This is a genomic window from Microbacterium sp. AC035, assembly GCF_979258485.1.
Window position 1 is genome coordinate 1,167,715 of the sequence record NZ_OZ409858.1, and the last position, 18,791, is coordinate 1,186,505.

An 18,791-nucleotide genomic window follows, 5' to 3' on the forward strand; every position below is an offset into this window, starting at 1 on the left:
ATTCTCCTTATATCGAAGCAGCAGAATCAGACATTCCGAATCCACGAGAACATCTCCGGGTATATCTGGGCAGCATCGCTGTCTGATGTGACGCCGTGACCCATCTCGTCTATCACGAGGCCCGTCATTTCGATGCCAAGATCGTGAATGTACTCGAGCAAGTCCTCCGAAGGTATCCGCGTGTCGCGCCCGCCGTGCGCAACAAATAGGGGAGGCAATCGTCGCCCGGCGTCCACCGTGCTGAACAGTCCTGTCGCGAGGAGTTCGCGGGTCTCACGATGAGCGCTGCGTCGAAGGTTGTCCGGGGAGAGAAAGCCTCCAAGGCAGAAGACCCCGTGAATGTTCTCCATGGCACGCCCTACCTGCCAAGCGACGAAGCCACCGTAACTTTGCCCGCCCACGACTATCTTCTTTCCTCTGGCAGTTGCCTTGATCACTGCGATGGCATCTTCCACATCTGACTCTCCCAATCGCGAGCTCTTGCTCCATTGCGCGGATGTCTCAGGAAGCGAGCTGCTCGACAGATTAGGCATGACGACTTGAAAGCCCATCTCGCGGAGCGACTCCGATAGAGGACTGTACTTCGGCTCCCATCGTCCCCCCGGTCCGCCGTGGAAAAGGTAAACGGTGCCTCTGAGCTCCATGGTAGGTTCCATCACGATGACTGGAAGCTTTCGCGGTCCCACTCGTGTGTGCAAAACACCATCCGGCGTCGAGGCTTTCGCAGAGTCTTCTCGGAGTTCGTTGTAAGTTCCTGAGACCAGTTGCCGTGGCTCCGCGGTTCCGGTGAGAGTGAAGGCGATGGAGTTTTCGGCGATTGTCACGTCATCGGCGGTGCGGTGATGAATAACGAGTTGCGTTCTTGAAGACCCCGTCAGGACGTCGAACTCGACTATCGCCGAGTTTGGCCATTCCCATGCGGTGACCAGAACTCTCGTGTTGTCGAGCCACGCAGCGACCACTCCATTTTTGATCGGTAACTCCCCAACCATCGCCCCGCGCACGATATCGAAAATTCGGCTGACACTGCCCCCTCTACGCGAGACGGTGAGCGCGAGGAGAGATCCATCCGGAGAGACCGTAGCCGCGAGTACTCTCATTCCTCCGGTGAGCCGCACACGTAACAAGCCAGCCTGCAGGACCCGGATCCCCTGGTCCTGCACAACCTCAAGGACGTCAGCCGTTCGCGATGACATTCGACAGTCGAGCCCCCACAAGTCCCTCCGTTTGTATACACCTCGAAGGTCGCCTTGGATAGCATCACCGGGAGACCGCTCGCGCACCCACAACGTTGCGCGAGCGTCGCCGGTCTCCGACATGCCAAATCGCGAATCGACCGGCACCGTGCCCGCTCTTATGCCTGGGCTGCGGAGGTCAGCAACACCGACATCCCCGAACGAGTCGACCAGCGCAAGTACGGAACTGGACACAAGGGCATATGTTCCGCGACCCGCCCGGATCTGACCGCGGGCGAAGGGCTCAGGAAGGGCTGCCGTGAGTGTTCCTGATTTGTTCCCGGCGCGCATCACCTTCATGAGCGTGTCGCTCCCTGCTGAATCATTCTCAGCGGCGCGAAGAGCCGTGAAGCGACGAGAACGCCAATCACAAGCAAACAGACACCAATAATCTGGATCGTGATCGCCGCGGAGCCCGCCCAATACATCGTCATCGCAAAGATTGCGGGGCCCAGGGGAAGCAACACGCGGTTAGCCGATGCATAGGCACTCATACCGAGCACACGATCCTCTCGTTGGAGTCTGTCCAGGAGCAGTGTTTGTCTCCCTACGCGCGAGAGTCCCTGTGAAAGCCCGGCGACCGCCAACACGGCAACGCTGAGCGAGATGCTTCTCGAGACCCCGAGCGTTAGGACGCAGAAGCCCCGTAGTGCGGCATCGAAGACCGTGATGTACACGAGAAACCTGCGGCTCGGAATTAGTCCGGCGAGAAGATTACCGAGAAGAGTGCCAATCACAGGGGCGGTGAGCAGCAACGCGAGAAGTTGCGCGCTTCCTAGATCGCGAGAGTACGAAGGCAGCGCGAAGATCAATCCGAACATGGTGAGATTGGAAACCGAGAGGCCGAGCAGCATGGCGGCGATCACCTTGTCGCCAAGCACTTTGCGAATCCCCAACCGAACGCTCGATTGAGCACGCGCGCCCCTATCTTCTCCTCGTACACCGCTCACAGGCAGTGCCGCCAGACCTGCGGCAACCGCGAGCGCACCCGATACGACGATAAGTCCCGATTCCGGCACAACCTCCGAAACAAGCACTCCAACCAACGGTCCCGCGATGGAAGCGAATGCGTAGCTGGTACCAGCGAATGATATGAGTCGTATGGCTGTTCTGTCGGTGAACTTCCCGTCGTCTCCGGCATTTCGCACGACGATGGTGATGCACGCTGATGCGAGCATCGAGGCAGCGGTGGAAACGGAGCAGATACTGTACGCCGTGACTGCTAGGGCAGAATCGCCGACGCCAGACCAAACCACACCGAGTCCGCACACCATAGCCCCTGCCACCACCTGTACCGCAACCAGCACGCGATTCACGGAGCCGAGACGACGAGTGAGCCATACATTCAGCCACGGCACCAACAACGCGACGACAGCAAGCACCACGCCGAGGAGGAAAGGGCTAACAGGCAGTCGAACGCCTCCAGCCTCGAGGAGAACGTACTCGAAAATCTCGTTCCCGAGACTACTCAGCGCGATACCAGAGATTGCAAGAATGAGAGCTACGCGCACGTCTAAGAACTCCGACCTCTCACGAACGAACCTCATGCTCCGCGACTAGCTCCCGGGCGCGGGCAGCAAGCGGCGACCCTAATCCTGCCCCCTCGCGCAGAAGTCTTAGTCGCGCATCCGACGGCAACAGTGAAGAGCCCGCTCGCGCGGCGAGAGCATAGAGAGATGGATCGTTGGGATCCATCTTCTTTAGTGATTCAAAGGACTTCTCGAACAGTTCCGCGTGATTCAGTGCGATCGACGCCTTCAACGTCGACTCCCAAACGATCTTAAGATTCTCCTCCGCGAGGTGCCGTTCATACGATGAGGCAGCCACTTTTGCTGCCTTCTCTCCGAATGCCAAAGCCTGGACAAGTGCTGCTCCGTCGTCGAAGACCCGTTTCCTTAGCTCCACGTGTCTGAACTCCGCCAATGCGCGAGCACGAAGCGTCCGACTGAGCAACAATTCTCGAAGGAATCCCTCGTGCACCCTATCGATCGCCGACGCAGCGAGGGCGAAGTGCTCGTCGATCATCTCGTCCTCGATCCGGTCTCTAAGCAATGATGCGCTCAGCTGCACTGACGCGACGGCTTGGACCACAGGAGATTTGCCCTTTCTTGCTAGGGTACTGAACATCTCTCTAGGCTTTGTGCGATCATGCAACACTCTGTGGAGGCCGCGAGCAATCTCGAGGGCAAGAAACTCGCCAGACAGATCCCCCGGCTTCAATTCGAGAGAATCGCCAACGATTTGGACGAGGAGATTCTGCTCTGTAAGCAGGTTCAGAATCGCTACCGATCGCGCTTTGTCTGCGGTGTCGAGCTCTGGATATCTCTTCACGTAGTCTCGAGTTCTCTCGCCAATGCTGCATAGAGTTTGCTTTCCTCGCGGTTCGCCATGACCCACGATGAGGTCTGCGTGTTCGTTATACTCCTCCAGAAGCTGCGATCGCAACCCACTCACAAGTAAGATCGAAGTGAGTGGTAGAGATCCCTCCGTTGGTGGCTGGCCAAAAAGCGAAAGCAATTCGCCAACCCCCTTTGTCGCAACCACTGGCGCCGCGGTCGGCACTTCGTCGAAACTGGTTTTTGTCAGGAGGATATGTCTCCAGTGCGATTGTTGCATTAAACACCACCTTTAAGAGGAGTGATTCGACTTTATAGAAGTGGGTAGTGGATCCCGCTCGCCATCGGCTCCCCGCGCTCGCTCGAATTAACGCCACTATTAGGAGCGATCACTTTAAGTGTGAAGAACCCGTCCGACCGATCCACCTCCACGATCTTCGGTTTGCGACCTATCAGATCGCCCAAGAGTCTGAGCTGCGACCACGCATCGTGGTCGACGTACTCCACCTCCCCGGTCGCGCGTCCGCTATCCATGAAGGACCACTGAAGCGCCGACTCTTCCTTCAACCTCTTTGCGTGCTGTGCGACCGGCAGCCCACTGTCGACCAAGTTCGATAGAGCAAGACGAACCTGGAGCGATTCGTGAATCGAGTGCTCGATCGCCGAACGGCGACGCGAACGGCAAGCGGCTCCGAACGTCGTGGACGTCTTCGTCATATCAGTGATTGCACAAACCGTGGAGACGATGCCACGAAAGCCAACCTCCAGGAATCGGACGCGCACGGGGTGACGACTCAGTGCGTGGGCGAGCTCCAGATTTGCCGCGCTCAAGAGCGCGTTCGAATCTTCAGGGGCCGCCACTTCGAGATCCACGAGATCGCCACTCCACACCTTCTGGATCAGCACTCGCTCGAAAATCTCGCGCAAACCGTGCGATAGCGCCCCCTCAACGGTGTCGGAACGACCGGTACCGCACGTGGTCGGAAAAAAGTCGCGGCGAGTTCCCGAAGATGACATGGCTGGATCGATTACGACGGCCTCGCTCGGAACCCACTCTCTTGACAACTGAAGAGACAGGCCCGAGTTGCTCAAGACAGGGTTCGAGCATCTAATCCAACGGGTGCTGCCCTCCAGACCTGCGAGGTCATCGATGAGTACGGCCTCGTCTGCGAGCGCTTCGCGTGCAACGGATCGTCCTTCTGCGGCGGCTAGAGCGACTCGCTCAGATACCTCAGCTTCGGCCTTACGCATCGCCGTGCGTGGATCCTTGGAACAGCCGGCCCCAGAAATCCCTGTGTCCCTGTCCGTTGCCCAGGCCATCGTTAATGCCCCGTCGAGCAGTTCTATCGTCTTCATCGCCTATCCACCTCCGTGCGGGCTCGCCGCGGAGAGCCCGCACGGAGGGACTGTCCCTTAGTAGCTGTTGTCGAGCGTGAGTAGCGTTGCGTATTCCTTCGAAGCCTCGGCAACCTCACCGAGATCCCAAGTAACTACCGCTTCGTTCTTGTCGTTCTCCACCTGAATCACCTCCTCCGGTTCAATCAATGCCCACGGGACGCAGGCACTTCGATTGCTCCCCATTTTCAGACGGAGGAGCAGTCATGTGAAGTCAGTGTCCGCTTCGCTGCAGTTGGCGTCTCGCGAATGCATGTTCGACGCCCTCAACTGTCACCGTGACCTCACGGTCCTGAAGTACGAAGAGCCCAGACTCGCCATGCTGACGCTCGTCGATCCAGTCATGAAACTCGTCCAGACTTTCCAATTCGCGGCCTTCGACGGAGAGGATACGGTCGCCGGGACGGATGCCTGCCTGAGATGCAGGAGAGTCGATGATGACGTCTCGCACAAGAAGTCCTTTTCCCGGAGCACCGCCTACGTACGTCAGACCGACCAAGGCATAGGGAGTTGGCTTTCCAGGTCTTCCCTCCAGCTGGGCCGCCAAATCGCCGAGCGCTTGACGCCAGTGCCGGAAAAAGCCATCGTACTCAAACACGCCACGACCCTCTGACGGAAAGCCCGTATGAATCAGCCTCAGATCCACATCACGCTCGTATTCCACGCCCAGAGGGAAATATGAAGGGTCGACCGACAGCGACACTGTTGTCGGAACATGGAGTTCTGGAATCTGCCAGCTCAAAGTCAGTTGCTGATTCTCGATGTACTCCAGGATCTCGCCATTGTACTCATACCAATCGAGGCCGCTCTGCATACCGTACAGACGGGTGCCAATGGAGAATCGCTCACCAACCGTCGACGGCATCGTTACTGAGCTAGATTTGAGCCAAGAATTGACGCCGTCTTCGGTGGTCAATTTTTCCCAGATCTCTTCCTTCGTCGCGCGAATATGCTGAACAAAGTCGATCGTGAGTCCCGACTTTTTGATGTTTCGAGGCATCGTTCTCCCTGAGATCTACTGACGTCCGTGCTGATATGTCGCGGCTCCGTGTCCAGCGCTTCGATGCCGAGGTCTCGACCGTACGCTCTATCGCTCGCGTTCGTCTGTAGGTACTTTGGGGGACAACGCCTGCTTAACTCGGTGCTATGGATCCCCACTCAGCAGGAGCGACAACTCAACGCCAACTACGGTGAGGGGTCGCTGGAGCCGGAATGCCACTCAACGCGGCGTGAGTACGGATTCCGCCGGCAGCATCTCTCGCCCGAGCCGCGTCATTCCTCCAACCCATCTATGAGACCGACGTTGTCCCCGCTGACGGCGGTCAGGTGGCTGAGTCCGCTGGTGCGCATGTCGTCGTTCAGCTCGGTCGACACCGCGCGGGTGTCCCCCACCGCGAGACCGGGGAGAAGACCCGCTCCGGGTTCGGGGAGATGTGTGGACCGCTCGATGAACACACTGCGCAAGCCCGCGGCGACCGCGAACACCCCCGATGCCGACACATCGACCACGGACGCGGTGCGGTTTCGGGCGCTGCCCAGCGCCGCGCTGAGCTTCGCGAGCTCAGGCGCGCGACCGAGGATGGGGGGGAAATCGCGCTTCGATGATCGAAGACTACTGAAAACCACTCTCGCGAGCGAGAGCCGAGATGTCGTGATCGTGCCTCACACGCGCACACCGTCGCGGATGCCCGCGAGCAGCTTCTCGCCGATCCCGGGCACGGACAGCAGATCGTCGACGGACGTGAACCGGCCGTTCTCCTCCCGCCAGGAGATGATCCGCTCAGCGAGCGCCGGGCCGATTCGCGCGAGGCTCTCGAGTGCTGCCTGGTCCGCGGTGTTCAGGTCGATGAGATCATCCGCGGGCGCGACAGCTCCCGGACCTCCCGCGGCGGCGCCGAAGGCAGGCACGATGATCTGCTCTCCGTCCGTCAGCACTCGCGCGAGATTGATCGCCGTGAGGTCAGCCTCCTCGGTCGTCCCGCCAGCTGCGGCGACGGCGTCGACCAGGCGCGAGTCGAGGTCGAGGACGTAGAGCCCGGGACTCGCGACAGCGCCGAGCACATGCACGTACAGCTCGCCTGACGGCCCCGCAGAAGCACCGCCAGCAGCGGGCAGCGGCACGGAGTCTGTCGGAGCGGCCTGTCCACGCATCAGCCCGAGTCCGACCGCGGCAGAGAGCACGACCAGCGCCAGGACGATGGCAGCGCCGATACCGAGCCTCAACCGTCGCGGAGCCGTCTCCCCGGACACAGGCGCAGACACAGGCGGGGAGTCGGACATCCCGCCACGCTAGACCGCGCGGGGAGAGGGCGGAGACATCCGACCGCCCGTCGGGGAGAAACCCCGCGGGCGGCCGGATGTGCAGAGCGGATGCGTCGCCGAGACGTCGCGAGGGATCAGCCCTTGACGACGATGCTCACGATCTTCGGAGCACGTACGACGACCTTGATGATCTCCCGGTCGCCGATCGAGCGGATGACGCGCTCGTCGGCGCGAGCCAGCGCCTCGAGCTCGGCCTCGCCGATGCGCGCCGGAACCTCGAGCTGCGCGCGGACCTTGCCGCCCACCTGCACCACAGCGGTCACGGTGTCTTCGACGAGCAGAGCCGGATCGGCGGAGCGCCACGTGACGAGTCCGACGGAGGGCTCGTGGCCGAGGATCTCCCACATCTCCTCGGCAGTGTGCGGCGCGATCAGATCGAGCATCACTGCAACCGTCTCGGCAGCCTCACGGACAGCCGGATCACCGGCACCCGCAGCTCCATCGATCGTCTTGCGGGTGATGTTGACCAGCTCCATCAGACGCGCGACCAGGACGTTGAACTTCGTCTGCTCGACCAGGGACGGAGCATCGGCGAGCAGCTTGTGCGTCGCGCGGCGCAGCGCCGAATCGCCTCCGGCGAAGACCACTTCCACCGGGGACGACACCTCGCGGGCCACCCGCAGCGCACGCGCCAGGAACTTCTGCGCACCGGTCGTCGAGACGTCGGCCCAGTCCTTGTCGTCTTCCACCGGGCCGGCGAACGCGAGGCCCACACGCAGAGCGTCGGCACCGTACGCGTCGAGCTCCTCTTCGAACAGCACCAGGTTTCCCTTGCTCTTCGACATCTTCGCGCCGTCGAGCAGGACCATGCCCTGGTTGATCAGGTTCGAGAACGGCTCGGTGAAGTCGATCAGCCCCATGTCGAACAGCACCTTGGTGATGAATCGCGCATAGAGCAGGTGCAGGATCGCGTGCTCGACGCCGCCGATGTACGAATCGACCGGCGACCAGCGTGCGGCCTGAGCCGGATCGAAGGCCACGGTGTCGCTGTTCGGCGAGAGGAAGCGCAGGAAGTACCACGAGCTGTCGACGAACGTGTCCATCGTGTCGGGGTCGCGCAGCACCGGGTCGCCGCTGGCGGCATCCACCGTGCGCACCCAGCTCTCCGCCGCACCGAGAGGCGAGGATCCCTTGGGCTTCAGGTCGAGTCCCTCGACGCTGGGCAGCTTCACCGGCAACTGCTCTTCCGGCACAGGGATGATCCGGCCGTCCTCGGCGTGCAGCATCGGGATCGGCGTGCCCCAGAAGCGCTGACGCGAGATCAGCCAGTCACGCAGTCGGTAGTTCTTCGCAGCCCGACCGGTGCCCGAGGCCTCGAGCTGCTCGATCGCGCGGGCGATCGCGTTGCGCTTCGACAGACCGTTGAGAGGTCCGGAGTTGATCATCCGTCCCTCACCGGTCAGAGCGATGCCCGTAGAGGCGGGGTTCTGCTCGTCGAGTGCTGCGCCGGTATCGATCGGCACGCCCTCTTCGTCCACCTCGATGACGGGCATGGCGCCGGTGATCGGCGCCGTCGTGTCGACGACGACCTTGACCGGCAGGTCGAAGGCACGCGCGAAGTCGAGGTCACGCTGGTCGTGCGCAGGCACGGCCATGACCGCTCCGTGCCCGTAGTCGGCCAGCACGTAGTCGGCTGCCCAGACCGGCAGCTTCTCGCCGCTGACCGGGTTGATCGCGTAGCGCTCGAGGAAGACGCCGGTCTTCGGGCGATCCGTCGCCTGACGGTCGACATCCGTGGTCTTCTGCACATCGGACAGGTACTTCTGGAAGCGCTCGCGCACCTCGACAGGAGCATCCGCAGCCAGCTCCGACGCCAAGTCGGAGTCGGGGGCCACCACGAAGAAGGTCGCCCCGTGCAGCGTGTCCGGACGCGTCGAGAACACGGTGACCGGCTCCTCGCGCCCCTCGATGCGGAAGTCGACGTCTGCGCCGATGGAGCGGCCGATCCAGTTGCGCTGCATCTGCAGCACCTTGTGCGGCCAGAATCCCTCGAGCTGGTTCAGGTCATCGAGCAGACGGTCGGCGTAGTCCGTGATCTTGAAATACCACTGGGTCAGCTTCTTCTTGATGACCTCTGCTCCGCAGCGGTCGCAGCGCCCGTCGACGACCTGCTCGTTCGCGAGCACGGTCTGGTCGTTGGGGCACCAGTTCACGGCGCTCTTCTTGCGGTAGGCCAGACCGCGCTCGTGCAGCTTCAGGAACAGCCACTGGTTCCAGCGGTAGTACTCGGGGTCGGACGTGTGCAGCACACGACTCCAGTCGAAGGACACTCCGTAGTTCTGGAACGCCTGCTTCTGCTGCGCGATGTTCTGGTAAGTCCACTCGCGCGGATCGGCGCCCTGACGGATCGCGGCGTTCTCGGCGGGCAGTCCGAACGAGTCCCAGCCGATCGGGTTGAGCACGTTGTGCCCACGGTGGCGCCAGAACCGGGCGACGATGTCGGAGTACAGGTAGTTCTCGGCGTGCCCCATGTGCAGGTCACCGGAGGGGTACGGGAACATCGCCAGCACGTAACGGCGAGGCCGCTTGTCGTCGTCGCCGCCGGTGAGGAACGTCTCGTTCTCCGCCCAGTACTTCTGCCACTTGGCCTGGATAGCGTGCGCCGAGGAGGTCTCCTCGTCGACGGGAGAGGTGGACAGGTTCTCAGACAACGAACGCACGACCAATCTGAAGGGAAAAGGGGATCAGTTCAGGATATCGGAAGCCCAGGCCGCGGGCATTTCCGCTCCCAGCGCCGCGAGAGGTGCCCGCGCCTTCGTCGCGACCTCTGCGACCTCCGATTCGGCGACCGACCGCCACGTGATTCCACCGCCGGCCCCGACGACCGCATGCGCACCGTCGATGACGATGCTGCGGATGACCATCGCGAGGTCGAGCGAACCGTTATCACCGATGTATCCGAAGCATCCGGCGTAGACGCCCCGAGGTGCGCCCTCCAAATCGTGCAGACGCGTCATCGCGGAGAGCTTAGGCGCCCCGGTCATGCTGCCCGCAGGAAAGGACGCTTCCAGGAGAGGGGTCGCCGTGGTGCCCGCGGCCGCCGTGCCGCTGATCGTGCTGACGAGCTGATGCACGGCCGGATAGGTCTCGACGGCCCATAGCGCGTCGACACGGATCGACCCCGGTTCGCAGACCCTCGACAGGTCGTTGCGCATCAGGTCGACGATCATGACGTTCTCGGCACGCTCCTTCACGTCGGCGGCGAGCTCGGAGGCGAGCTCGGCATCGCGAGCGGCATCCGTGCCGCGCGGTCGCGTCCCCTTGATCGGGCGGGTGCGGATGACGCCGCCTTCCGCATGGAGGAACTGCTCGGGACTCGCGCTGAGCAGTGAGCGGCCGGCGATGCGGATGAAGCCACCGTGATGCGCCGGGGTGGCCGCTCGGAGTCGTCGATACACCGCGACGCCGTCGTGCACCCCGGGGACGGTGAAACGAGTGGTCAGGCACAGCTGGTAGGCGATCCCCGCGCGGATGAGCTCGCGGCAGCGCTCGATGAGTGCTGCGTACTCGGTCGGAGTGTGACGCGACACGACGCGCCTCGATCCGGCCTCGTTCGCGGCCGGATCGTCGTACGGCGCCGTCGTCGCCGCGACGCGCGTCACGAACACGTTCCACTCGTCGAGGTCTGCCTCGACCGCCGCCACCCAGACGACGCCGGTCGTGTGATCGAACGCGGCCAGTCGGGAGATGCGCAACCAGGCCCCGCCTGGCACGTCGGCAGCATCCGACACGGGAGCACCTGCTGCTCGTGCCCCGCTCTCGTAGTCGTACCAGCCGACCCATCCTCCCCGCAGCGGCGGACCCGCGTCGGCGGCGGCTGGATCGAGAGTGGGAGCGTCGAGCCGGACTTCGCCGGGGAGAGATGACGGAGCGCCGGTCCCGATGAAGCTCCACCCCTCTGGCGCGTCGGCGCCGGCGTCGAGCCAGAACACGTCGGCGCACTCGCGCTCGAGCGCGAGGAAGAGCGCTTCGGGCACCACTCGGTCGCGGAGGACGCGGGCGCTCAGAGGTTCGGGCACGTTCTCAGCCTAGGCCGCGACCAGTCCCGTATTCTCAAGGGGTGGACGAGTTCGTGCCGTGGCTGATCGACTTCATGCGGTCCATCGACCCGGTCGCCCGCACGCTCGTCGCGGGGCTAGCCGTGATGCTCGAGACCAGCGTGCTGATCGGCCTCGTGTTCCCCGGCGACACAGTGGTGCTCGTCGCATCCATCGGCATCACCAGCGTCCCCCAGGCCGTGGCGATGGTCGTCTCCGTCGTCGTCGGTGCGTTGATCGGCGAGAGCATCGGCTTCTGGCTCGGGCGATGGATCGGTCCGCACATCCGCGCATCCTGGGTCGGACGTCGGGTCGGCGAGGAGAACTGGGTGCGAGCCGAGCGCTATCTCGCCCGCCGCGGTGGCATCGCCATCTTCCTGTCGCGCTTCCTGCCCGTGCTGCACTCTCTCGTGCCCCTGACAGTGGGCATGAGCCACTACTCGTACCGCCGGTTCCTCGCGTGGACGGCGCCCGCCTGTCTGCTGTGGGCGACGGCCTACGTGAGCATCACGTCTCTCGCCGCCGGCAGTTTCGACGAGCTCGCCGATCGAGTGCATTACGCGGGATACATCTTCGTCGGCATCATCGCTCTGTTCCTCGTCGCCGTATTCGTCGGCAAAAAGGTGATCTCGCGCCTCGAGTCGCGTCATCTCGACATCTCCGACACGAAGGACTCGACCGACGTGAAAGACTGAAGCAATGGCTTCGTCACCCCCGGCGCCCCGGATCCACTGGTTCGCGCGCCTAGAACACCGCCTCCACGTGTGGCGCGAGGGACGAGCGCGCCGTCGCGGTCGAACCGCGACCATCCTCCCGTTCCCCGGCTACGGCGGCCCGGGGTGGGTGCGTGTCGTCGGACGCGTGCTCATCGTCCCGCCCGCACGGAGCACGAAAGACGGTGAGCCGGCCAGCGTCCGCGGCTGGCGGAGCTTCGTCGGCATCCCGGTGAGCTTCGCCAAGGTCGCCGTGCAGATCGGCGATTCGACGCACTACGTCGTCGCCGACCGGGGAGGCGTGATCGACTCTGTCGTGCACACCGATCTCGAGCCGGGGTGGCAGACGTTCACGTTCTCCGTCGAGGGCCAGGATCCCGTCGAGACGACCGCGTTCATCGTGGCCGAGTCGACGCACTTCGGCGTGGTGTCCGACGTCGATGACACGGTGATGGTCACGGCTCTCCCCCGTCCGTTCATCGCCGCCTGGAACTCGTTCGTCGTCGACGAGCACGCGCGCATCCCCGTGCCGGGCATGGCCGTGCTTCTTGACCAGGTGCTCCGCGAGTACCCTGGTGCGCCGATGGTCTACCTCTCGACCGGCGCCTGGAACGTCGCCCCCACGCTTCGGCGATTCCTCGGACGGCACCTGTTCCCGGCAGGCTCGATGCTCCTCACCGACTGGGGCCCCACGCACGACCGATGGTTCCGCAGCGGACGAGAGCACAAGCTCACCAATCTTCGTCGGCTGGCAACGGAGTTCCCGCACGTGAAGTGGCTGCTTATCGGCGATGACGGTCAGCACGACGAGTCGATCTATTCCGAGTTCATGGACGAGCACCCCGCCTCCGTCGCCGGTGTCGCCATCCGACGACTGCTGCCGGCCGAGGCGGTGCTCGCCGGTGGGCGCGCCGGTCACGAGCCGCATGCGGAAGGCGTCGCTCCCTGGGTCAGCGCCGAGGACGGCGCGGGACTCCGTGACCTGCTCGGCAAAGCCGGCATCCTCGACTGACATGACCACGTCGCTTCCGCGGACCGACTGGCTGGAGCGCGAGCGAGCGCACCAGGCGAGGGCGGATGCGCTCACGGCAGCGCACCGGGAGCGCGCGGCCCGAGGTGAGAAGCACCCGGTGTGGGACTTCCTCTTCACCTACTACAGCTACAAGCCCGCCCAGCTGCGCCGCTGGCACCCGGGTGCCGCGATCGAGTTGGAGCACGCCTCCGAGCGGCTGACATGGCGCTGGTACTCCCCCGGCGGAACCGAAGGCAGTGTGACGCCCGATGCCGCGAGGTTCGCGCATGAGAAGGCAGACCTCGCCGGTCTGATCGAACGGATGCTGCGCCGCACCGCCTCGCGCCCAGGCCAATTCGGCTGCTTCGGACTGCACGAGTGGGCGATGGTCTACCGAGCAGATGAGCACAGACACCCGGTGCCCTTGCGTCTCGGCCAGGCGGGCACCGACCTGGTCGTCGAGAGCCATGACCTCAGGTGCACGCACTTCGACGCCTTCCGGTTCTTCACCCCCGCGGCAGTGCCCCGCAACCGCACGGAGCTCACCCGTGACGACCAGCCTCTGTTCGAGCAGCCCGGCTGTCTGCATGCCGGCATGGACCTGTACAAGTGGGCGGTCAAGCTCGGCCCCCTCGTGCCGGGCGAGCTGCTGCTCGACGCGTTCGAGCTCGCCAGGGACATCCGTCTTCTCGACATGCAGGCCGCACCGTATGATCTGGCACCGTGGGACATCGTCCCCGTTCCGATCGAGACGGTCGAGGGCAAGGCGGAGTACGTGCGACAGCAGCGCGTCTTCGCAGAGCGCGGCACTCGTCTTCGCAGCGAGCTTCTGCACGCCTGGCTCGGCTCGGTCGAGCCCGCCGAGATCGCTGGCTGACGCGTCAGTCCGCAGGCTCACACTCCGGGCACAACGCCCAGTCCGCGGGCGCCGACATCGACTGCAGACGCAGCGACATCACGCGAGTCGCCGCCTCGGTGAGGCGATCGGCGGGGATGGTTCCCGCATCCACCGCCGCCACGAGCCCCTGCACGATCTGACCCGCGGTGTCGGGCGTGGAACCGGCGATCATGAGCACGAGATCAGTGCCAGCCGCGACCGCCGAGACGGCGTTGGCCACGGGGTCGGCGTACTTTGGGACCCCCGAAGATTGCAGCATCCCGAGGTCATCGGTCACGATCACGCCGTCGAACCCCAGTTCTTCCCGGGCGATCTCGTGCCAGCGCGCCGAGAGAGACGCAGGAGCCGGATCCACCGAGGCGTAGGTCAGATGTCCGAACATCAGCAGCGAGGCTCCGGCGTCCACACCGGCGGCGAACGGCACCGCGTCGGTCGCACGCCACTCGTCGAGGGTCTCGCCCGTCGTCGGGATGGCGTGATGGGAGTCGCCGGGCGCCGCGCCGTGACCCGGGAAGTGCTTCAGCGTGGAGGCTACGACCTGCTCTTGCGCCACCGTCGCGACCGCGACCCGCTCGGCGGCCGACTGAGGATCGGTTCCGAGCGCCCTGCCGAAGATGAACGACGACGACTCCGACGTGACGTCTGCGACCGTGCCGAAATTCACGCTGATCCCGGCCTTCGCCACCAGCGCGGCCCTGGCCGAGAAAGCCGCAGATGAGTCGGAGACCGGCAACGACTTGAGACTGTTCGAGGCAGGGAACCCGTCGCTGCCGAGGCGCGACACCAACCCGCCTTCCTGATCGATGGCGACGAGCGGAGGCAGCGCGGGATCGACGGTGAGAGCGGCGGTGAGAGTCGGCAGCTCCTCGTCCGGCGCGGGGATGTTCGCGCCCATCAGGATGAACCCGCCGAGGCCCTGCTGCATGTACGCGTGAAGAGTGGCGGCATCCGTGGTCGGGATGTGCCCCATCACGATGCTCGCCGCCTGCTCGGTCGTCGTCATGTCGGCGACGAGATCCGCTGCGCGCTCGTCGGTGCCGGAGGAGGCGACATCCGATCCCGAGTCACCGGCACGCGCCGAGTCGTGTTCGGCGGCGGCGGCCGGTGCAGATGCCGCGGCCAGCGCGATGATCACCGCCGCCCCGACCGCCCCGAAGCGACGCCGCAGCATGGGGTCAGGCGCTGAGGGCGTCGACGATCGGCACCGAGGTGTCGTCCGTGCCGTTCCCGAATCTGATGGTGCGGCCATAGGTCGACGGGTTGCCGACGGCCTCGGCGATCACCGCTGCCACGTCCGCGCGGGACACCTCGCCCTTGTCCTCGGGGTCGAGGACGATACGACCCGTGGGCTCGTCGAAGGTGAGCGTGCCCGGTCCGAGGATCGTGCCGTCGAGGCCAGTCGATCTCAGGTGCTCGTCCGCCGCCCATTTCGCATCGGCATACGCGAAGAAACCGTCACTCTCGGGCACTCCGTGGTCAGCCTTCGATCCGAGCCAGGAGACCATGACGTAACGCTTCACTCCGGCAGACTCGGCGGCGTCCATGGTGCGGATCGCGGCGTCGCGGTCGACGGCGTACGTCCGCTCGGGAGAGCCTCCACCGGCGCCGGCCGACCAGACCACGGCGTCGTGCTCACGGATGATCTCCGCGAGCGCGTCGGTGTCGAGTGTCTCGACGTCCGCGACAAGCGCGTGCGCACCCGTCGCTTCGACCTCCGAGACGTGGTCGGGATTGCGGATGACCGATGTCACCTCGTCGCCGCGGGCGACGAGGAGGGGAGCGAGGAGGAGTGCGATGCGGCCATGGCCGCCGAAGACGATGATTCGCGACATGTCTTCACCCTACGCGTCTGCGCCGACGTCGGCTCGGGCATCCTCTCAGCGAGGGCCCTGCGAGCTGTCGATGACGAACGCCTGCGGGTGACCGGGCAGGTATCTGACGACCACCGGCTCACCCGAGGGAAGGTATACGTCGCGATCCGGGTAGACAGCCGGTGTGAAGAAGTTGCTTTCGATCGTGTACTCGGTCCCGTCGGCGGCGGTGAAGGTGACCCAGTCGCCGTCTCGGGTTCCGGTCGTCGGCTGGCCGTGCTCGTAGATGTAGGCGCGTGTGACCGGCACGCCGGTGAGGCTCAGGATGCCGATCATGAGGTTCGCGAGCATGAGGATGGCGAGAGTTCGGAACACGATCCGTCTGGTCGCGCCCCCGACCCGTCCGCGTGAGGCGCTCTCACTGCCAAGGAGGCCTTCGCGCTCGCGGATGCGTCGGAGAGAGACACCGGGCGTCGCTCCGGCGGCCGACATCGCGAACAGACCGAGGATCGAGAACCCGGCGATGAAGACCATCGCGTATCCGTGCGCGGCGGGGAAGTTGATCAACCAGATCAGGGTGTCGAGGACATTCATCGTCCGGCCTCCTTCTCGATCGTCACGGCAACGGTCTGGGGATCCTCCCGGCGATAGAACGCCCAGATCGGCGCGCCCACCTGGAACCGCGAGATCGCCTCGGGGAATGCGAACACGGTCGTGTCGGCCTCCCAGGTCGCGGCGCCCTCCGGAGCCATGAGCACCTTGAGGCTGAGCTCGCTCTGCCCTTCGAGGCGTCGCCCTGTCGGACGCACCTCGAGCACCGACGCGGGTACCTGCGTGCCTGTCGTGCGTGCCTTCACAAGGCGAGGGTCGATGAGTCCTCGTTCGATGCGCCACTGCAGCATCGCGTCTCGGACTTGCGGATCGGTGATGTCCGCGAGTTCCACGGTGTCGTGATCGGTGGGGCTGTACCTGACGGGAACCGGCTGGCCCACCTGCAGTGCGGCGATGTCGCTGTGATCGACGAGCATCCGCAGCTGCCCGACGAAGTCGTCTCCCCCGCCAGGAGTCACTCGGATGAACATGTCGTACTGAGGCACATCGTTCACCGTCAGACCGGTTCGGGAGATCTCGAGGAGGCGGCCCACCCCGATCCGCGACTCCCCCTTCAGCTTGCTGCGGCGGCCGAGACCCGTCAGCGTTCCGCCGAAGGTGAGGATGAGCCCCCACGCGACGCCGATGATGATCGGACCGCCGAGCGTGTCCTCCCCGGCGAACGGCAGGATCGACTCACGTTGGTTCACGCCGAAGAGGCCCTCGCCCGTCCAGATGACGAGCCAGGCCGACAGCAGCAGCCAGATGATCAGGAGCACGATGCGGATCATGCACACAGCGTATCGATGGCAGGTGTCCCGGATCACGCGGCGCGAGAGCACGCCCCCCGCCCGATCAGACGGAGCGCACGGATGCTGACGTGAGTGCTCGCTGCACGCCCTTCGCGGCCGAGCGCCCTGCCCTGTTGGCACCGATCGTGCTCGCGGATGGACCGTAGCCGACCAGCTGCACCCGATGGTCCTGCACCGCGGTCGTCCCGCGGCCTCCACGGTCGAGCTGGATTCCACCGGCCGCACTGCGCAGGTGCAGAGGTGCGAGGTGCGCGATCGCGGGTCGAAACCCTGTCGCCCAGAGAATGACGTCGACGCGTTCGAACGAGCCGTCCGCCCAGCGGACGCCGTCTGGCTCGACGCGAGCGAACATCGGGCGCCGGGAGGCGTATGCCCCGAGACGCTCGGCCTCGTGCTCCTGAGTGCGCAGCATGAGCCCGGTCACGCTCACGACGCTCTGCGGAGGAAGCCCCTGTGCGACGCGTTGCTCGACGAGAGCGACGGCAGCTGCCCCGGCCTCAGGGGTGAAGTCATCGTTGCGCCACACCGGCTCACGACGCGTGACCCACAGGGTGTCTGTGAGTGGCGCGAGCGCACCGAGGAACTGCACGGCTGATGCGCCGCCGCCGACCACCAGGACGCGCTTGCCCCTGAAATGCTCGGGACCCGGGTAGTCGACCGTGTGGAGCTGTTCGCCGAGAAAGGTCTCCATGCCCGGGTAGTGCGGCAGGAACGGATGCGTCCAGGTGCCGGTGGCGTTGACGAGGGTGCGAGTGCGCCACTGCCGCTCCCCCGTGTGGACCACCAGGAGCCCGTCGTCGTCGAGCACCCGGTCGACGCGGACCGGGCGGATCACAGGCAGGTCGTGAGCACGCTCGTAGGCGGCGAAGTATGCCGGGACGGCGATATTGGCACGCTGTCCGTCACGCGGAGGAGGCGACTCCCCGGGCAGCTCGGCCACCCCGTGCACGTCGCGCATCGTCAACGCATCCCACCGGTGCCGCCATGCTCCCCCTGGCTCGGAGTCCGAGTCGAGCACGGCATGAGAGATGCCCAGACGGGTCAGGTGGAAGGAGGCCGACAGACCGGCCTGACCGGCGCCGATCACGACGCTGTCCAGGATGCTCACGGTGGTGACAACACCCGCAGTCGCACCGTTGTTCCGCAGTGCTCAGAGCACGATCTGGTAGTGGGTGTATCCGGTATGCGTCGCAACGCTGTCGTAGAGTGCGCGAGCCGTCATGTTGGTCTCCTGGGTCAGCCAGTAGACCTTCTGACAACCGCGCTCCGCGGCCCACTCCCGCACGTGCGCGATCAGCCGTCTCCCCGCGCCGGATCTGCGAGACTCGGCATCGACGTAGAGATCCTCGAGGTAGCAGTACGCACCTTTGCTCCATGTAGCGGGGTGGGTGAGCCAATGCACGATGCCGATCGCCCGCCCGGCGTCATCACGAGCGACAGCGCCGTGCAGCTCCCGATCCTCGACGAGCCGCCTGAAGGTCTCGGCCGTGATCTCCTCCGCGAGCTCGGTGCCGTAGAACGTCAGATATCCGCGCCACAGCCCCGACCATTCGTCGAAATCGGCCTGCGTGATCGCGCTGATCGTCGTCATGCCGTTCAGCCTAATGCGACGCGCCCGGGAGCCCCTCG

Annotated in this window: 18 protein-coding genes; 3 read left to right on the forward strand and 15 right to left on the reverse strand. The window is 64.6% G+C overall.

Translation table 11 applies throughout. The annotated features are described in order from the left end of the window. Positions 1-26: 26 nt before the first annotated feature. The 9 genes from ACZ0AA_RS05680 to ACZ0AA_RS05720 form a co-directional block, all read right to left on the reverse strand. The gene (locus ACZ0AA_RS05680; RefSeq protein ID WP_463512370.1) at positions 27-1,535 is read right to left on the reverse strand and encodes an alpha/beta fold hydrolase; all 1,509 of its coding nucleotides are present in this window, start codon (positions 1,533-1,535) and stop codon (positions 27-29) included. Next, positions 1,532-2,782: an MFS transporter gene (locus ACZ0AA_RS05685; RefSeq protein ID WP_463512371.1), complete on the reverse strand. Its 1,251-nt coding sequence runs from the start codon at positions 2,780-2,782 to the stop codon at positions 1,532-1,534. Before ACZ0AA_RS05685 ends, ACZ0AA_RS05680 begins: the two co-directional genes overlap by 4 nt. Next, a complete protein-coding gene (locus ACZ0AA_RS05690) occupies positions 2,766-3,851 on the reverse strand; it encodes a hypothetical protein (protein ID WP_463512372.1) in 1,086 nt (361 codons plus the stop codon). The genes ACZ0AA_RS05685 and ACZ0AA_RS05690 overlap by 17 nt, the downstream gene beginning before the upstream one ends. 32 nt (positions 3,852-3,883) lie before the next feature. After that, positions 3,884-4,927, reverse strand: coding sequence for a YcaO-like family protein (locus tag ACZ0AA_RS05695; RefSeq protein ID WP_463512373.1), 1,044 nt, complete (start codon positions 4,925-4,927; stop codon positions 3,884-3,886). Between the two features lie 253 nt (positions 4,928-5,180). After that, positions 5,181-5,966, reverse strand: a complete 786-nt coding sequence (locus tag ACZ0AA_RS05700; protein WP_463512374.1) for a PDZ domain-containing protein — start codon at positions 5,964-5,966, stop codon at positions 5,181-5,183. Positions 5,967-6,238: 272 nt separating this feature from the next. Further along, positions 6,239-6,592, reverse strand: a complete 354-nt coding sequence (locus ACZ0AA_RS05705; protein ID WP_463512375.1) for a ComEC/Rec2 family competence protein — start codon at positions 6,590-6,592, stop codon at positions 6,239-6,241. A gap of 36 nt (positions 6,593-6,628) precedes the next feature. Continuing rightward, the gene (locus ACZ0AA_RS05710; RefSeq protein WP_463512376.1) at positions 6,629-7,246 is read right to left on the reverse strand and encodes a helix-hairpin-helix domain-containing protein; all 618 of its coding nucleotides are present in this window, start codon (positions 7,244-7,246) and stop codon (positions 6,629-6,631) included. Positions 7,247-7,362: 116 nt separating this feature from the next. Further along, on the reverse strand, positions 7,363-9,939 hold the full coding sequence (leuS, locus tag ACZ0AA_RS05715) for a leucine--tRNA ligase (protein WP_463512377.1): 2,577 nt from the start codon (positions 9,937-9,939) through the stop codon (positions 7,363-7,365). A 33-nt stretch (positions 9,940-9,972) separates the two neighbouring features. Then, positions 9,973-11,307 (reverse strand): anthranilate synthase component I family protein, encoded by a 1,335-nt coding sequence (locus tag ACZ0AA_RS05720; RefSeq protein WP_463512378.1) that lies wholly within the window; start codon positions 11,305-11,307, stop codon positions 9,973-9,975. Positions 11,308-11,348: 41 nt separating this feature from the next. Between ACZ0AA_RS05720 and ACZ0AA_RS05725 the strand changes: the two genes are divergently transcribed. The 3 genes from ACZ0AA_RS05725 to ACZ0AA_RS05735 are packed head-to-tail and all read left to right on the forward strand — an operon-like array spanning position 11,349 to position 13,927. After that, positions 11,349-12,020 (forward strand): DedA family protein, encoded by a 672-nt coding sequence (locus ACZ0AA_RS05725; RefSeq protein WP_400859866.1) that lies wholly within the window; start codon positions 11,349-11,351, stop codon positions 12,018-12,020. A 4-nt stretch (positions 12,021-12,024) separates the two neighbouring features. Continuing rightward, positions 12,025-13,050 (forward strand): App1 family protein, encoded by a 1,026-nt coding sequence (locus ACZ0AA_RS05730; RefSeq protein ID WP_400859863.1) that lies wholly within the window; start codon positions 12,025-12,027, stop codon positions 13,048-13,050. 1 nt (position 13,051) lies between these two features. Then, the gene (locus tag ACZ0AA_RS05735; protein WP_463512379.1) at positions 13,052-13,927 is read left to right on the forward strand and encodes a 3-methyladenine DNA glycosylase; all 876 of its coding nucleotides are present in this window, start codon (positions 13,052-13,054) and stop codon (positions 13,925-13,927) included. A 4-nt stretch (positions 13,928-13,931) separates the two neighbouring features. On the opposite strand, the gene ACZ0AA_RS05740 is transcribed toward ACZ0AA_RS05735, so the two are convergent. From ACZ0AA_RS05740 to ACZ0AA_RS05765, 6 genes are all read right to left on the reverse strand, one after another. Further along, a complete protein-coding gene (locus ACZ0AA_RS05740) occupies positions 13,932-15,119 on the reverse strand; it encodes a glycoside hydrolase family 3 N-terminal domain-containing protein (protein WP_463512380.1) in 1,188 nt (395 codons plus the stop codon). 4 nt (positions 15,120-15,123) lie between these two features. Further along, positions 15,124-15,780, reverse strand: a complete 657-nt coding sequence (locus tag ACZ0AA_RS05745; RefSeq protein ID WP_463512381.1) for an SDR family oxidoreductase — start codon at positions 15,778-15,780, stop codon at positions 15,124-15,126. A gap of 45 nt (positions 15,781-15,825) precedes the next feature. Then, on the reverse strand, positions 15,826-16,353 hold the full coding sequence (locus tag ACZ0AA_RS05750; protein WP_463512382.1) for a hypothetical protein: 528 nt from the start codon (positions 16,351-16,353) through the stop codon (positions 15,826-15,828). Further along, positions 16,350-17,141 carry a hypothetical protein gene (locus ACZ0AA_RS05755; RefSeq protein ID WP_400859858.1) on the reverse strand — a complete coding sequence of 264 codons (792 nt, stop codon included), beginning with the start codon at positions 17,139-17,141 and terminating at the stop codon, positions 16,350-16,352. The genes ACZ0AA_RS05750 and ACZ0AA_RS05755 overlap by 4 nt, the downstream gene beginning before the upstream one ends. A gap of 64 nt (positions 17,142-17,205) precedes the next feature. Continuing rightward, positions 17,206-18,270 carry an NAD(P)-binding domain-containing protein gene (locus tag ACZ0AA_RS05760; protein ID WP_400859856.1) on the reverse strand — a complete coding sequence of 355 codons (1,065 nt, stop codon included), beginning with the start codon at positions 18,268-18,270 and terminating at the stop codon, positions 17,206-17,208. Positions 18,271-18,312: 42 nt separating this feature from the next. Continuing rightward, positions 18,313-18,753 (reverse strand): GNAT family N-acetyltransferase, encoded by a 441-nt coding sequence (locus ACZ0AA_RS05765; RefSeq protein WP_400859854.1) that lies wholly within the window; start codon positions 18,751-18,753, stop codon positions 18,313-18,315. Between the last annotated feature and the right edge of the window lie 38 nt (positions 18,754-18,791).

Excerpts from the sequence above, each read along its gene's own strand:
- ACZ0AA_RS05685 (WP_463512371.1), bottom strand. The coding sequence starts at position 2,782 with ATGAGGTTCGTTCGTGAGAGGTCGGAGTTCTTAGACGTGCGCGTAGCT.
- ACZ0AA_RS05730 (WP_400859863.1), top strand. The coding sequence starts at position 12,025 with ATGGCTTCGTCACCCCCGGCGCCCCGGATCCACTGGTTCGCGCGCCTA.
- ACZ0AA_RS05755 (WP_400859858.1), bottom strand. The coding sequence starts at position 17,141 with ATGATCCGCATCGTGCTCCTGATCATCTGGCTGCTGCTGTCGGCCTGG.
- ACZ0AA_RS05740 (WP_463512380.1), bottom strand. The coding sequence starts at position 15,119 with ATGCTGCGGCGTCGCTTCGGGGCGGTCGGGGCGGCGGTGATCATCGCG.
- ACZ0AA_RS05735 (WP_463512379.1), top strand. The coding sequence starts at position 13,052 with ATGACCACGTCGCTTCCGCGGACCGACTGGCTGGAGCGCGAGCGAGCG.
- ACZ0AA_RS05765 (WP_400859854.1), bottom strand. The coding sequence starts at position 18,753 with ATGACGACGATCAGCGCGATCACGCAGGCCGATTTCGACGAATGGTCG.
- ACZ0AA_RS05745 (WP_463512381.1), bottom strand. The coding sequence starts at position 15,780 with ATGTCGCGAATCATCGTCTTCGGCGGCCATGGCCGCATCGCACTCCTC.
- ACZ0AA_RS05700 (WP_463512374.1), bottom strand. The coding sequence starts at position 5,966 with ATGCCTCGAAACATCAAAAAGTCGGGACTCACGATCGACTTTGTTCAG.
- ACZ0AA_RS05710 (WP_463512376.1), bottom strand. The coding sequence starts at position 7,246 with ATGTCCGACTCCCCGCCTGTGTCTGCGCCTGTGTCCGGGGAGACGGCT.
- ACZ0AA_RS05690 (WP_463512372.1), bottom strand. The coding sequence starts at position 3,851 with ATGCAACAATCGCACTGGAGACATATCCTCCTGACAAAAACCAGTTTC.
- ACZ0AA_RS05680 (WP_463512370.1), bottom strand. The coding sequence starts at position 1,535 with ATGAAGGTGATGCGCGCCGGGAACAAATCAGGAACACTCACGGCAGCC.
- ACZ0AA_RS05695 (WP_463512373.1), bottom strand. The coding sequence starts at position 4,927 with ATGAAGACGATAGAACTGCTCGACGGGGCATTAACGATGGCCTGGGCA.
- ACZ0AA_RS05750 (WP_463512382.1), bottom strand. The coding sequence starts at position 16,353 with ATGAATGTCCTCGACACCCTGATCTGGTTGATCAACTTCCCCGCCGCG.